Consider the following 13,594-nt stretch of genomic DNA (forward strand, 5'->3'; position numbering starts at 1 on the left):
GTAATTCTCCTGGAAAACTGAGCTATTCGGTGAGTCATTTGAGAAACAAAAGAACGTTATTCTTCCCCCTGAATTCCGCTTAATCTCAGGTGATCACTTATCATACAAGCAAAGAACTATCCCAAACGCGACCTATTAGTATTGTGAAAAATAACTATCTTCAACAATAATTATTCTTTGTAAAATTAGCTCATCAGGAGTTTTGCATTGATGATGAATACTTAAACAACAATTCAATCAAATAATGACAGAATCAAGTCAGTTTCTTTTCTTTTTTAGTGCCCTGGGTGCTTTTAATGGACTCTTACTGTCCATTTATTTTGCCCTAAGTGCTAAAAAGAAAGTTTTCTCAAACTACTTTTTGTCCTTGTTACTGCTAGTTTTAAGCATCAGAATTATTAAATCAGTATTCTTCTATTTCAATCCCCACTTATCCAATATTTTTATTCAAATTGGACTTTCTGCCTGCGTTCTGATTGGGCCGTTTCTTTTTTTATACCTCAAAACATATGCAGAAGACGAAAAACCAAATTGGACCAAACATGTGCTCCCTTATTTGGCAATAATCACAACTTTAGGTTTCTTTTATCCTTATGTTGAACATCGTGCAATCTGGAGTACATGGATTATAAAGGCAATATCTGTCCAATGGTTTGTTTACATTATTTTGTCCTTCAAAAGCCTCCAGCCGGTTATTCGAAAAATTAAAGACAAAGAAAGTTTGCGTAAAATAGATGTATGGGTATTGAGTATCTTTTTAGGCGTTACCTTGATTTGGTTGGCCTATACGACTTCTGCTTACACCTCCTATATAGCCGGTGCGCTGTCCTTTACATTTATTTTATATGTAAATTTGTTACTTTTAATTTTCAGAAATAGCAATGGAATCACTTTCTTTCAAGAAAAGGAGAAGTATAAAAATAAAGAGATTGACCAAAAAACGCTGGATCTCATTGGTCAAAGACTAGCCATAATCATTGAAAAAGAACTATTTCTCAATCCGAATTTCACACTTGAAGAAGCCGCAAAAGAACTGAAAGTAACAAAACATGTATTATCTCAGTATCTAAATGAAATACTTGGTATCTCTTTCTCAAATCTAATTAGCACATATAGAGTTGGAAAAGCAAAGAAGCTATTAGAAACTGAAAAAAACTATACTATCGAAAGTTTGGGCTATGATAGTGGTTTTAGTTCAAAATCGACCTTCTTCACTGCATTTAAAAAAGTAACTGGCCTAACGCCAGCAGAATATCAGAAATCATATTCAAAATGAGTTCGACATTATAGCTATCAAACTATCTATTTTATAAACCAAAACTTCTATAAGTCGAATATCCTGTCAGGATATTGGCTTTCAATTTCTGGGTATTTGCAATTGGCAATACCGCATGGTTGTATTTTCTCTCCATGATATTAAAGAATTAAGACGGTCGACCCATCTGATCTGAAAAGTATAGTGCTCCTGAAAACGTCTGATTACCCTCATTTTTACGTTTTTCAAGTATGGATTGAATGCAAACGTTGTTCAATCTAGCGCTACAGTTATAGCTTTCTTTTTTTGTGTCTAAAAAGTAAAAGCGTATTGAATAATAGTCTTAGTTTTTGCTTAATAAAGTTGATGCAAAATTTAAATTATGTTGTAGAATTGCATTAGATTTAAGACCTATAACGTGCTATCAAGGATAAAACTAGGTTCAAAATTTGATGTTGTTTATCAGGCGGAGGTTCCTGTGGATAACAGGGAACAAACTAGTATGGAAGGATTACGCTATGCACTAAAACATACATTTGGTTTAATGAGTGGCCAATTGGATGAGGTTAACTTAAAGCACTTAAATGCAAATTCTTCAGCCCAGATCTATTTTAGCAGTGTTGGCGGTGATGTTAGTCAATTGAAAACCGAAACCATAAAGAATAGGCTGATCTTGAATCTTACAAATTGGGGCGCTACGAGAACAGAAGAGAGAGCCAGATTTATTGGTATTGAAGATAATGGTTTGATATCTCTTGATAATTTTATTGATGATAGCGTAAAAAAAGCGGAGGTAAAAACATATATCGCAAAATATATTGCGGCTAAAGCGGCTAAGTTGATCAATTAAATTTATCGAGTACTATAAGAGACTGCTTTCCCCAAAGGCTGGAGTTGTATAAATAACCAGCGGAACCCGTAGTTTTTTAGTTTAAAACAAAACCGCCCGTTAGTCATTTGACTAACGGGCGGTTTTGTTTTGATTGTGTGGTAACTTTATAGAAACAGCAAATTACACTGCAATTGGGCTATCTTTTTAGAAAATTAACCAGCAACTGGTTTACTTCATCTTTATGTGTAATAAATAACCCATGTGATCCGCCTTCTATTACATAATAATCAGCGTTAGCCAGCGTCATGGTTGTAATTGCACTGGTTGCTTCGATAGGCACAATCTTATCATCATCCCCATGGATAATCAACATAGGAATGCTGATTGTGCTTAGGTCAGTTCTAAAATCAGTCTCTGAGAAAGATCTTACGCAATCTACAGTAGCCTTCGGACTAGCTGCCATAGCTAGCTGATGCATCCAGTTCTGAATTTCCTGACTTACAGGTTTATTCAACAGACCTTCGCCGAAAAATCCCTTTCCAAAACCAGTTAAAAATGCCGGACGATCTTGTTGGATATTGGCAATCATTTCTTCGAAAACTTCTTTTGGCACGCCTTCTTCATGATCTTCTGTTTTCAACATTAATGGGACTACAGAGCTAATCAATACCGCTTTTTCTACTTTAGAGCTGCCATATTTACCTAAATAACGGACCACTTCTCCGCCACCCATAGAAAAACCAACCAGGGTTACTTCAGATAAATCTAAGGCAAGAATCAATTCATTTAAATCAGAAGCAAGGGTGTCGTAGTCGTATCCGCTCCAGGGCTTATCCGACTGGCCAAAACCACGTCTGTCGTAAGCAATGCAACGATACCCACTATATACAATAGATGCGACCTGATATTCCCACATTTCGTGTGATACCGGCCAGCCATGAATTAAAATTACAGGTTTTCCTGAACCAAGATCTTCGTAGAATATATTAACAGATTTACTGTTCTCGGGATTTCTTTTGATATAGGGCATAATATAAATTTTAAAGGTTCAACGGTTAATAACATCATATATCGTGATTATGTTTAACAAAAACGACATGAAGGGAGAATAAACAATATCTTTGCACAAAAAAGAACAATCAAATGAATAAAGCAATATTTCTGGATCGCGATGGCGTGTTAAATCATGAAATCCATGATTATATCTGTAGGGTAGCCGATTTTGAAGTCCTGGAATACCAGATTCCACCATTAAAGAAGTTATATGACGAAGGTTATCTGCTAATTATCATTACCAATCAGGGTGGAATTGCTTTGAAACGTTATACCGAAGAAACACTAGCAGAGATGCACCGTATCTTAGGAGAAAAATTTGAAGCACAAGGCGCTAAAATCACGCATGCGTACTATTGTCCACATCACCCAACGGTATCTGAGCCATGTAATTGCAGAAAACCTTTATCTGGAATGCTGTTAGAGGCGATTGCGACTTACAATATTGATCCTTCCTTATCTGTGATGATTGGTGATAAACCAAGAGACGTAGAAGCCGCGAATGGAGCAGGAGTGAAGGGTATCCTGATCGAGCCTGACGAACAAATTACTTATGAAAGCATAAAAAAAGTCCTGTCGAATTAATCAACAGGACTTTTCTATAAGATGATGAGATGCCTATTTACCAGCAGCTTTAGCATGATCAGCTAAGAACTGAGCAAGACCGCTGTCGGTTAATGGGTGTTTCATTAATGCAAGGATTGCAGAAAGTGGGCCAGTCATCACGTCAGCACCTAATTTAGCGCAGTTAACAATGTGCATTGGACCTCTTACTGAAGCTGCAAGAATTTCAGTTTCGTATTGGTAGTTATCAAAAATCAATCTGATGTCTTCGATCAATTGAAAACCATCTGTAGAAATGTCGTCTAAACGACCTAAGAATGGAGATACATATGATGCACCTGCTTTAGCAGCGATTAAAGCTTGTCCGGCAGAGAAGATTAAAGTACAGTTTGTTCTGATTCCTTTAGATGAAAGGTATTTAATGGCTTTGATACCATCTTTGATCATAGGGATTTTAACAACGATTTTCGGATCTAGTTTAGCTAATGCTTCACCTTCTTTGATCATGGTCTCATAATCAGTCGAAATTACTTCTGCACTTACATTCGCGTCAACGATGTCACAAATCGCTTTGTAGTGGTTAATTACATTTTGTTCGCCAGTGATACCTTCTTTAGCCATTAAGCTAGGGTTGGTAGTTACGCCGTCTAGAACACCAAGGTCTTGAGCTTCTCTGATTTGGTCAAGATTAGCTGTGTCTATGAAAAATTTCATAAGATATATAGTTTAAGAAAATATATGGTTTTATTTAACTCGTGTTGGTCTTTAGAAAGAAGAGGATGCATTAGAAGCATATCAATCTAGAAAAAATAAAAATGGGCAAGCACTTTACATCGCATCGCTACAACTTTCTACCCTTGCTTCGTTCCCGCCCTGGGGGAGTTCAAAAGGAGCTGATCGTGTAATACTTGCCCGTCACAAAAGTAGGAAAAGATTTGAATCTACCAAAGTATAAAGTGCTTTTATTTCAATCTTTAGAGCGGTTTTTAGTTAATTCATTGAAATTAAAGCGCTTGAAGATGAAAATAATTTTAAACTTTTTTTAAGAGGTCGAAAGGAGTAGAGGCTTTAGAATGCTTCATTTAAAGCTAAGTCTGTTATATAGGGGGCTCTTCATTGCCAATATTGTATTTTACATCGATTGCAAGTATCAATATAGTAATATAAAGACTTTATTTTTGAAATGTACTGCATTTTTCTTAAAAACGCTGCCGATATTACAATTACTTGATTTATTTCCGTAACTTAGTGTTCGAATCACACTATACCAACCAACAATAAATTAAACTTATGGAACAAACACAAGATCAGCAAGGGTTATACGACCAGCGTTTTGAACATGACGCATGTGGCATTGGTTTCGTTGCTCATATCAAGGGGAGAAAATCGCAACAAATCATTTCCGACGCCATAACCATTCTTGAAAATCTTGATCACCGCGGAGCTTGCGGCGCTGAAATTAACACCGGAGATGGTGCAGGTATCATGATACAGATCCCTCACGAATTTCTATATGACGAATGTCTTAAAATAGGATTCAGCCTGAATGAATCCGGGGACTATGGGGTAGGGATGTTGTTTTTACCGAAAGACGTTAAGGCGAGAGAAGAGTGTAGAGAAATCATTTATCGTGCAGGAGAGAAGCTGGGACTAGAAGTTCTGGGCTTTAGAAAAGTATTAACCAATACAGATGGCATTGGAGACATGGCCCTGTCTGTAGAACCAGAGATGGAACAGGTATTTATCGCCCGTCCTTATGCAATCGCTGCTGGTGCAGACTTTGAACGTAAACTTTACGTTTTCAAGAACTATCTATCCAAGACGATTAACAATACGGTAAAGGGGATTAACGGGGAGTTTTATATCGCCTCTTTTTCTTCCAGAACTATAGTATATAAGGGACAGCTGACTTCATTGCAAGTAAGATCTTATTTTACTGAACTGAGTGATAAGCGCGTTGTTTCCGCTTTTGGCCTGATTCATAGCCGTTTTGCAACCAATACATTCCCTTCCTGGAAATTAGCGCAACCTTTTAGGTATATCGCCCATAATGGAGAAATTAATACCCTTCAGGGTAACCTGAACTGGTTTAGAGCAAGCGTGAAGTCTTTGGCTTCTTCGCACTTTACACCTGAAGAATTGAATATTTTACTTCCTGTAATTGATGAATCCAATTCCGATTCAGGTTGTTTAGATAATATAGTAGAGCTTTTAGTTCATGCAGGTCGTTCTCTGCCACATGTTTTGATGATGTTAATTCCTGAAGCATGGGACGGTAATGATGATATGGACGAGCTAAAACAAGCGTTTTATAAGTTCCATGCTACTTTAATGGAGCCTTGGGACGGACCAGCGGCCGTTTCCTTTACAGATGGTAACCTGATTGGAGCAACGTTGGATAGAAACGGATTACGTCCGCAAAGATATGCCATTACGGAAGATGACCATGTGATTATGGCGTCCGAAGCTGGTGCATTGGCCTTAGATCAAAGCAAAATTATTGAAAAGGGTAGGTTGACCCCTGGAAAGATGTTTGTGGTAGATATGGAGCAAGGTAGGATCATTTCTGATACGGAGATTAAACATCAGGTGTGTAGTCGCAGACCATATGCTGACTGGTTAAATCAGTATCAAATCAGATTAGAAGAGCTCTCTGACCCAAGAGTGGTGTTTAGCGGTCTTTCTCAGGAGTCTATTTTTAAATACCAACAGGTGTTTGGATATAGCCGCGAGGACATCGATTTAATCCTGAAACCTATGGCTAAGGATGCTAAAGAACCAATCGGTTCTATGGGGACTGATATTCCTTTGGCTATTTTATCTCAAAAACCACAGCACCTTTCTTCTTATTTCAAACAGTTATTCGCCCAGGTAACCAATCCGCCAATCGACCCGATCAGGGAAAAAGTGGTGATGAGTCTTGCGGGATTCATGGGGAACAACGGAAATATCCTGGAAGAAAATGCCTTGCAGTGTCACTGTGTGGGTATCAAACATCCGATATTAACGAATTTAGAGTTAGAAAAACTTAGAAGTATAGATACCGGTGTATTCCAGTCTAAAACTTTACAAACTTATTTCAGAGCTACAGGTAAACCTGGCGCGATGGCAAAAGCATTAGACAGATTATGTCGCTATGCCGTGGATGCTGTGGAAGATGGTTTCCAGGTAATTATCCTGTCGGATCGTGCTTTAGACTCTGAACATGCTGCAATTCCTTCTTTACTCGCCGTTTCTACAGTTCACCACCATTTGATCCGCAAGGGTTATAGAGGTGATGTTGGATTGGTAGTTGAGGCTGGCGATGTATGGGAAGTTCACCATTTTGCTTGTTTAATCGGCTTCGGTGCAACGGCGGTAAATCCTTACTTAGCAGAAGAAACGATTACTGGTTTTGAAACAGAATTGGAGGTTAAACCTGCGAAACTTATACAGAACTATATATATGCTGTAAATAACGGATTGTTGAAGATTTTCTCTAAAATGGGGATTTCTACATTACAATCTTATCATGGTGCACAGATCTTTGAGATTCTTGGTTTGAACAAACAGGTGGTCGACAATTACTTTACCGGTGCGGTTTCCAGAATCGGTGGTTTAGGATTGGATGAGATTGCCAGAGAAACTTTGATCAAACACAACCGGATTTTCGGTTCGGCTACCCGTCCGGATATGATCTTACCTACAGGTGGTAATTACAAATGGAAACGTAAAGGTGAGCAACATTTGTTCAATCCTCAAACGATTCACTTGTTACAAAATGCGACCAGAAAGAATGATTACAACGTATACAAACAATATTCTAAGCTCGTAAATGACCAGGCGCATCAGGCGTTTACCATCCGTGGCTTATTCGAATTTAATTATAACCGTCCTTCTGTGCCTTTGTCGGAGGTAGAACCAATTGAAAAGATTTTCAAACGTTTTGCAACGGGCGCCATGTCTTTCGGTTCGATCTCACATGAAGCACACTCTACTTTAGCTATTGCAATGAACCGCATCGGCGGAAAAAGTAATACCGGAGAAGGTGGTGAAGATGAATCTCGCTACGAGACTTTACCTAACGGGGATTCTATGCGCTCTGCGATTAAACAGATTGCCTCTGCACGTTTCGGCGTAACGAGTTATTATTTGAGTAACGCTGATGAGTTGCAAATTAAAATGGCACAAGGTGCAAAACCTGGTGAAGGTGGACAATTACCTGGTGATAAAGTAGACGAATGGATTGCAAAAGTTCGTCATGCCACACCTGGTGTTGGTCTGATCTCGCCGCCTCCACACCATGATATTTATTCTATTGAAGATTTAGCACAGCTGATCTTTGACTTAAAAAATGCAAACCGTGAGGCTAGAATCAATGTGAAACTGGTTTCTAAAGCTGGTGTAGGTACGATTGCTGCCGGTGTTGCGAAAGCACATGCTGATGTGATCCTGGTTTCAGGATTTGACGGTGGTACTGGCGCTTCTCCTTTGACTTCTATTCAGCATGCTGGATTGCCATGGGAATTAGGTTTAGCAGAAGCACACCAGACGCTGGTAAAAAACCGCTTGCGCAGCAGGGTGGTATTACAAACGGATGGTCAATTGAAAACTGGTAGAGACATCGCCATCGCAGCCCTTCTAGGTGCTGAAGAATGGGGTGTAGCAACAGCTGCTTTGGTAACTGCTGGTTGTATCATGATGAGAAAGTGTCATTTGAATACTTGTCCGGTTGGTGTGGCTACTCAAGATCCTAACCTGAGAAAGTTGTTTACCGGTGAAGCAGATCACGTAGTTAACTTGTTCCACTTCTTAGCGGAAGAGTTGAGAGAAACAATGGCAGAACTTGGTTTCAGAACAGTAGAAGAAATGGTTGGTCAGGCAGATGCATTAAGCGTACGTGCTATTGATCCAGAGGACTGGAAATTAAAGGATCTGGATCTTTCTGCAATCTTGTATAAAGCACCAGACAATGGTTTAAGTTTATTCCAGACAGAAACACAAGATCATGGATTAACGGATATCTTAGATCATCAACTGATCAAAGCTGCTGCTCCTGCATTGTTAAATAAAGAGCCGATTTACAGAGAGTTTGAGGTGAAAAACACCAATCGTGCTTTAGGTACGATGCTTTCAAATGAGGTTTCTAAAATTTATAAATCACAAGGCTTACCTGCAGATACGATCAACTTTAAATTCAAAGGTTCTGCCGGACAAAGTTTCGGTGCCTTCGGAGCAAAAGGGATTTCGTTACAACTGGAAGGTGAAGCAAATGATTACGTAGGTAAAGGTCTTTCTGGTGCCAGATTATCAATCTATCCTTTTAGCACGATCAGCTATGTCCCTGAACAAAATATCATCATCGGTAACGTAGCCTTATATGGCGCAACTTCCGGTGAGCTATTTGTAAGAGGTCAGGCCGGCGAAAGGTTTGCCGTAAGAAACTCTGGTGCTACAGCTGTAGTAGAAGGTTTAGGTGATCATGGTTGTGAATATATGACTGGTGGTGAAGTATTGGTAATCGGTGATACAGGTAGCAATTTCGCTGCTGGTATGAGCGGTGGTGTTGCCTGGATCTATGATGTGAAACAAGAATTTACCAATAAATGTAATAAGGAAATGGTAGACCTTGATCCATTGGATGAACAGGATGAGCTACGCATCAATGTGTTGTTGAAAAAACACATTCAGCTTACAGATAGTAGTTTAGCTAAGTTTATCTTAAGTGATTGGGCGACTCAATCTGCACACTTTATCAAGGTATTCCCTAAAGAATACAAAGCAGTAATGATGAAAAGAGCTGCAGTAAGTGTTTAAGTATTTCCAGCACAAAACAAAAGCCACCACTTAAATTGAAACACAAAATGACGAGAACCACTAAACTAAATATAGCTTAACTATGGGAAAAGTAACCGGATTTTTAGAGTATGAGAGAACTGCTCCTATAAAAGAAGATGCTAAAGAACGTTTAAAGCATTATAACGAATTTGTAGAGAATTTTGAACTAGAGCAGGTAAACCGTGAAGCCGCGAGGTGTATGGATTGCGGCGTTCCATTTTGCCAGTCGGGTTGCCCGCTGGGCAATGTGATTCCGGAATTTAATGACGCGGTATATAAAGGAGATTGGCAGTTAGCTTCAACTATATTATTGAGCACCAATAACTTTCCTGAGTTCACCGGAAGGATTTGTCCAGCGCCATGCGAGTCTGCATGTGTGCTTGGGATTAACAAATCGCCGGTATCAATTGAAGAGATTGAGAAACATATTATTGAGATTGCTTTCAATAAAGGATACATCAAAGCGGAAGAGCCATTGATCCGTACTGGCAAGAAGGTTGCAGTTATTGGCTCAGGTCCTGCCGGACTTGCGGCAGCAGCACAACTGAACAGAGCCGGTCATGAAGTGGTGGTTTACGAACGCGATGATGCACCAGGTGGTTTGTTGAATTATGGTATTCCTGATTTTAAACTTCAGAAAGATATCGTAACCAGACGTATCAATCTGATGGAAAAAGAAGGTATTGTTTTCAAGTGCAACTCCAATGTTGGGGTAAATGTAGAGTTGAATACTTTACTAAGAGAGTTCCAAAGTATCGTTTTGGCAGGTGGATCTACCATCCCAAGAGATTTGAATATCACTGGCCGAGAGGCAAAAGGAGTACATTATGCAATGGATTTCTTAAAGCAACAAAACAAGCGTGTTAAGAATATTAGTTTTGAAGAAGAGGCGATTCTGGCTACAGGTAAAGATGTGATCGTGATTGGTGGTGGTGATACAGGTTCTGATTGTATCGGAACTTCTAACCGTCAGGGAGCTAAATCCGTGATGCAGTTTGAAATTATGCCAATGCCTTCGTCTCAGCGTACTTCTAATATGCCATGGCCAACATTCCCGATGTTACTTAAAGTGACTTCTTCACATGAAGAGGGTTGCGAAAGAGCATGGGGTGTAAACACCAAGGAGTTTATCAAAGATGAAAACGGCAACCTTAAAGCTTTAAAAGTGGTAGATGTAGAATGGGAGATTGATCCTACAGGCAGACCTTTGAATTTCAAAGAGAAACCAGGTACGGAAAGAGATTTACCTTGTCAGCTGGTTTTATTGGCGATGGGTTTCCTGCATCCGCAGAAAGAAGGCTTAATTGAAAAATTAGGGGTAGAGCTGGACAACAGAGGTAATGTGAAAGCCGAAGAAGGTAAGTATCAAACCAATATTGCAAAAATCTTTGCAGCAGGGGATATGCGTCGTGGACAATCGTTGGTTGTTTGGGCTATTTCTGAAGGTAGGGAGGCTGCCCGTAAGGTAGACGAATACTTGATGGGGCACAGTAGACTCGCTTCAAAAGACGGTATTCCTTACGCATAAAGGAAAGCATAAAAGGAAAAGGCCCGGCAAATTTGCCGGGCCTTTTCCTTTTTAGTGATTCTCAATAAAATAAGCTTATTTAGCATTGGGATTTTTCTTCCCGGCGAGTAACATTTCGATTGTTTTCTCTATTCTGCTAATCCTCGTTTTATCTTGTTTTGCCGTCAATATCCACAATACATATTCTTTTTTATGAGAGTAAGCCAGCGACAAGAAATATTCCAGCGCTTTGGGATATTGTTTTATGGCGAATTCAAGATCTTCAGGCATTTTCACCTGCTTATTCAGCACATCAATATAGTTAGAGAAATCATTCTTTTGAATGTTCTCATTTCTAATCGCTGATGCTTTTACCAATGCAATCGGTTTCAAACGGATGCCAGTCCAAATTTCAGAAATGGATGCAGAGGCACATGGTGTCAATTGATAATTCTTCAGCTCGTTCCAAGGCCCCATCATGTTTAAATCAGTGGAGATCCCTGAGCTTTTTTTAGGATAAGCAATCCAGAATAATGTATTTTGTTGCAGCTTTTTATGTAATTCATCCAGATGTTCTTCTAGTTCATAGCCATTAGTCACAAACAACAGGACTGCATCGAACTCCTTTTCCCGATTAAAGCTAAGCTGAATTGCATCAAAATCACCCAATATTTCTACTAAATTCTCCGGTGCATTCTCAATCAGAACTTTATATCCGGGTTTTATATGTAGTTTTTTAAGTAATTTGTTTTCCATAAAAGAGCGTGCTTAAAAACGTTATTTACAATCTTAATTTGGCAAAGAAATCCCAGAGTACAATACCGGCGGAGATTACAATATTGAAAGAATGCTTAGTTCCAAATTGGGGGATTTCTATGCATTCGTCAATTTGTGTCATTACCTCATCACTCACACCATTGACTTCGTTTCCAAAGATCAAGGCATATTTTTTCTGAGTATCCGGCTGAAAAGTGTTCAACATGGTGCTTCCAGAAGCCTGCTCGATGGCAATGATTTCATATCCATCCTGACGTAAACTAGCCACCGCATCCAGAGTGGTTTCAAAATGTTCCCAGGCTACAGACTGTGTAGCACCTAATGCTGTCTTTTCTATTTCACGGTGTGGGGGTTGAGCCGTAATGCCGCAGAGGTATAATTTCTCTATTGCAAAACCATCTGCTGTTCTAAATACAGAGCCGATATTATGCATACTTCGCACATTATCCAACACTACAATAACCGGTAATTTTTCCTGTTCTTTAAACTCTTCTACACCTACGCGGTTTAGCTCGTCTGTTTTTAATTTCTTCATTAAGGACTATTATTCTATTCTATGCGGCAAAAATAAGATTAAATTGCCGAAGCACCATTGCCAATTTCACTGATATATATAGAAGCCGGATATCCAATGCGTGCTACATAAAAGTCGGTTAACTGTTTTGCGAAATCATCTTCCTGACCTTTTTTAAGCAAAGCGATGGCACATCCACCAAAACCAGCACCGGTCATTCTTGCGCCAATTACGTGTTCGTAATCACTGCAAAACTCAACAACAGTATCTAATTCTTCACCGGTAACCTCATAAAAATCTTTTAATGACTGATGCGAAGCATACATTAAACGACCAAATTCTTGCAAATTTCCCTCATTTAATGCTTTTGCGGCAAGGTTCACGCGGTCGTTTTCCCTGATCACATGTGTAGCTCGTTTTAATACGATTTCATCGCTGATCAATTGGCTATGTAAAGCAAATTTCTCTGCATTCAATTCACATAAATTATTCAGTTTAATTTCTTTGTTAAGGTCTGCCAACGCGGTTTGACATTCGGCAACTCTTTCATTGTATTTCGATTCCGCAAGTTTCCTTGGTTTATTCGTATTGATGATTGCCAAACGGTAATTTCCAAGGTTACAATCTACTGATTTGTATTTTAAAGAGTCACAATTCAGCACTAAAGCTTTATGTTCTTCTCCAAATGCAACGGCAAATTGGTCCATTATGCCGCAATTAACACCAATAAATTCGTTTTCTACTTTCTGTGCCAGCAATGGAATTTCGATTTTCTCATAGCCTAAACCGAAGAAATCATTCAATGCATAAGCCATCGCTACTTCTATAGAAGCGGAAGAAGACAGTCCGGATCCGATAGGAATATTACCGTAAAATAACAGGTCAAGGCCAGTAGGGATTTTATGTTTTTTAAGAATTTCGTGGAATACACCCAATGGATAATTGTACCATTCAGAACCGGTTTTAGTGTAAGCGTCTTGTAACGGAATCTCTTGTTCTTCAGGGAAATTGAGGCTTTTAAAGCGAATCACCTGGTCATTGTTAGGGGCAATACTCAACCAGGTTCCTAGTGTAATCGCACATGGCATCACTAATCCACCGTTATAATCAATATGCTCGCCAATCAGATTCACGCGTCCAGGGGTAAAGTAGTTCGCCTTTGGTTCTTGTCCATATAGCGCTGAGAATTTTTCGGTCAATTCCGCTTTCATTGTAATTTTTTAAATTAATGTTTTTGTTTTAAGTAAAGTATTGATAGTATTGTTATAAATAACA

At 39.1% G+C, this 13,594-nt stretch carries 10 protein-coding genes and 1 other RNA gene; 5 read left to right on the forward strand and 6 right to left on the reverse strand.

Annotated elements, in window-relative coordinates; translation table 11 throughout:
• The first annotated feature begins 244 nt into the window (after positions 1-244).
• Positions 245-1,276, forward strand: a complete 1,032-nt coding sequence (locus tag R2Q66_RS09435) for a helix-turn-helix domain-containing protein (protein ID WP_316748192.1) — start codon at positions 245-247, stop codon at positions 1,274-1,276.
• 397 nt (positions 1,277-1,673) lie between these two features.
• Entirely contained in the window at positions 1,674-2,105 is a 432-nt protein-coding gene (locus R2Q66_RS09440) for a hypothetical protein (RefSeq protein WP_316748194.1), read from the forward strand.
• A gap of 178 nt (positions 2,106-2,283) precedes the next feature.
• Here the strand turns inward: R2Q66_RS09440 and R2Q66_RS09445 are convergent, their stop codons facing one another.
• On the reverse strand, positions 2,284-3,117 hold the full coding sequence (locus tag R2Q66_RS09445) for an alpha/beta hydrolase (protein ID WP_316748196.1): 834 nt from the start codon (positions 3,115-3,117) through the stop codon (positions 2,284-2,286).
• A 113-nt stretch (positions 3,118-3,230) separates the two neighbouring features.
• Between R2Q66_RS09445 and R2Q66_RS09450 the strand changes: the two genes are divergently transcribed.
• The gene (locus tag R2Q66_RS09450; protein WP_316748198.1) at positions 3,231-3,725 is read left to right on the forward strand and encodes an HAD family hydrolase; all 495 of its coding nucleotides are present in this window, start codon (positions 3,231-3,233) and stop codon (positions 3,723-3,725) included.
• A gap of 33 nt (positions 3,726-3,758) precedes the next feature.
• On the opposite strand, the gene fsa is transcribed toward R2Q66_RS09450, so the two are convergent.
• Positions 3,759-4,418, reverse strand: a complete 660-nt coding sequence (gene fsa, locus R2Q66_RS09455) for a fructose-6-phosphate aldolase (protein WP_316748201.1) — start codon at positions 4,416-4,418, stop codon at positions 3,759-3,761.
• A 100-nt stretch (positions 4,419-4,518) separates the two neighbouring features.
• An RNA gene (gene ffs / locus R2Q66_RS09460) (signal recognition particle sRNA small type) lies at positions 4,519-4,618 on the reverse strand.
• A gap of 376 nt (positions 4,619-4,994) precedes the next feature.
• On the opposite strand from ffs, the gene gltB reads away from it, so the two are divergent.
• Both gltB and R2Q66_RS09470 read left to right on the forward strand, forming a co-directional pair.
• Positions 4,995-9,500, forward strand: coding sequence for a glutamate synthase large subunit (gene gltB / locus R2Q66_RS09465; protein WP_316748203.1), 4,506 nt, complete (start codon positions 4,995-4,997; stop codon positions 9,498-9,500).
• A gap of 82 nt (positions 9,501-9,582) precedes the next feature.
• Positions 9,583-11,049, forward strand: a complete 1,467-nt coding sequence (locus R2Q66_RS09470; protein WP_265843709.1) for a glutamate synthase subunit beta — start codon at positions 9,583-9,585, stop codon at positions 11,047-11,049.
• Between the two features lie 75 nt (positions 11,050-11,124).
• Here R2Q66_RS09470 and R2Q66_RS09475 read toward each other — a convergent pair whose 3' ends face one another.
• The 3 genes from R2Q66_RS09475 to R2Q66_RS09485 are packed head-to-tail and all read right to left on the reverse strand — an operon-like array spanning position 11,125 to position 13,530.
• Complete coding sequence (locus R2Q66_RS09475; protein WP_316748208.1) at positions 11,125-11,784, reverse strand: YdeI/OmpD-associated family protein; 660 nt, start codon at positions 11,782-11,784, stop codon at positions 11,125-11,127.
• Between the two features lie 25 nt (positions 11,785-11,809).
• Positions 11,810-12,340: an RNA methyltransferase gene (locus R2Q66_RS09480; protein WP_316748210.1), complete on the reverse strand. Its 531-nt coding sequence runs from the start codon at positions 12,338-12,340 to the stop codon at positions 11,810-11,812.
• Positions 12,341-12,378: 38 nt separating this feature from the next.
• Positions 12,379-13,530 carry a galactokinase gene (locus R2Q66_RS09485; protein WP_316748213.1) on the reverse strand — a complete coding sequence of 384 codons (1,152 nt, stop codon included), beginning with the start codon at positions 13,528-13,530 and terminating at the stop codon, positions 12,379-12,381.
• Positions 13,531-13,594: the final 64 nt, after the last annotated feature.

The sequence above is a fragment of the Pedobacter gandavensis genome, assembly GCF_032677645.1.
Lineage (GTDB): Bacteria > Bacteroidota > Bacteroidia > Sphingobacteriales > Sphingobacteriaceae > Pedobacter > Pedobacter gandavensis_A.

What these genes read in the sequence shown, in the direction of transcription:
- R2Q66_RS09435 (WP_316748192.1), top strand. Translation starts at nt 245, where the DNA reads ATGACAGAATCAAGTCAGTTTCTTTTCTTTTTTAGTGCCCTGGGTGCT.
- R2Q66_RS09445 (WP_316748196.1), bottom strand. Translation starts at nt 3,117, where the DNA reads ATGCCCTATATCAAAAGAAATCCCGAGAACAGTAAATCTGTTAATATA.
- R2Q66_RS09450 (WP_316748198.1), top strand. Translation starts at nt 3,231, where the DNA reads ATGAATAAAGCAATATTTCTGGATCGCGATGGCGTGTTAAATCATGAA.
- fsa (WP_316748201.1), bottom strand. Translation starts at nt 4,418, where the DNA reads ATGAAATTTTTCATAGACACAGCTAATCTTGACCAAATCAGAGAAGCT.
- gltB (WP_316748203.1), top strand. Translation starts at nt 4,995, where the DNA reads ATGGAACAAACACAAGATCAGCAAGGGTTATACGACCAGCGTTTTGAA.
- R2Q66_RS09470 (WP_265843709.1), top strand. Translation starts at nt 9,583, where the DNA reads ATGGGAAAAGTAACCGGATTTTTAGAGTATGAGAGAACTGCTCCTATA.
- R2Q66_RS09475 (WP_316748208.1), bottom strand. Translation starts at nt 11,784, where the DNA reads ATGGAAAACAAATTACTTAAAAAACTACATATAAAACCCGGATATAAA.
- R2Q66_RS09480 (WP_316748210.1), bottom strand. Translation starts at nt 12,340, where the DNA reads ATGAAGAAATTAAAAACAGACGAGCTAAACCGCGTAGGTGTAGAAGAG.
- R2Q66_RS09485 (WP_316748213.1), bottom strand. Translation starts at nt 13,530, where the DNA reads ATGAAAGCGGAATTGACCGAAAAATTCTCAGCGCTATATGGACAAGAA.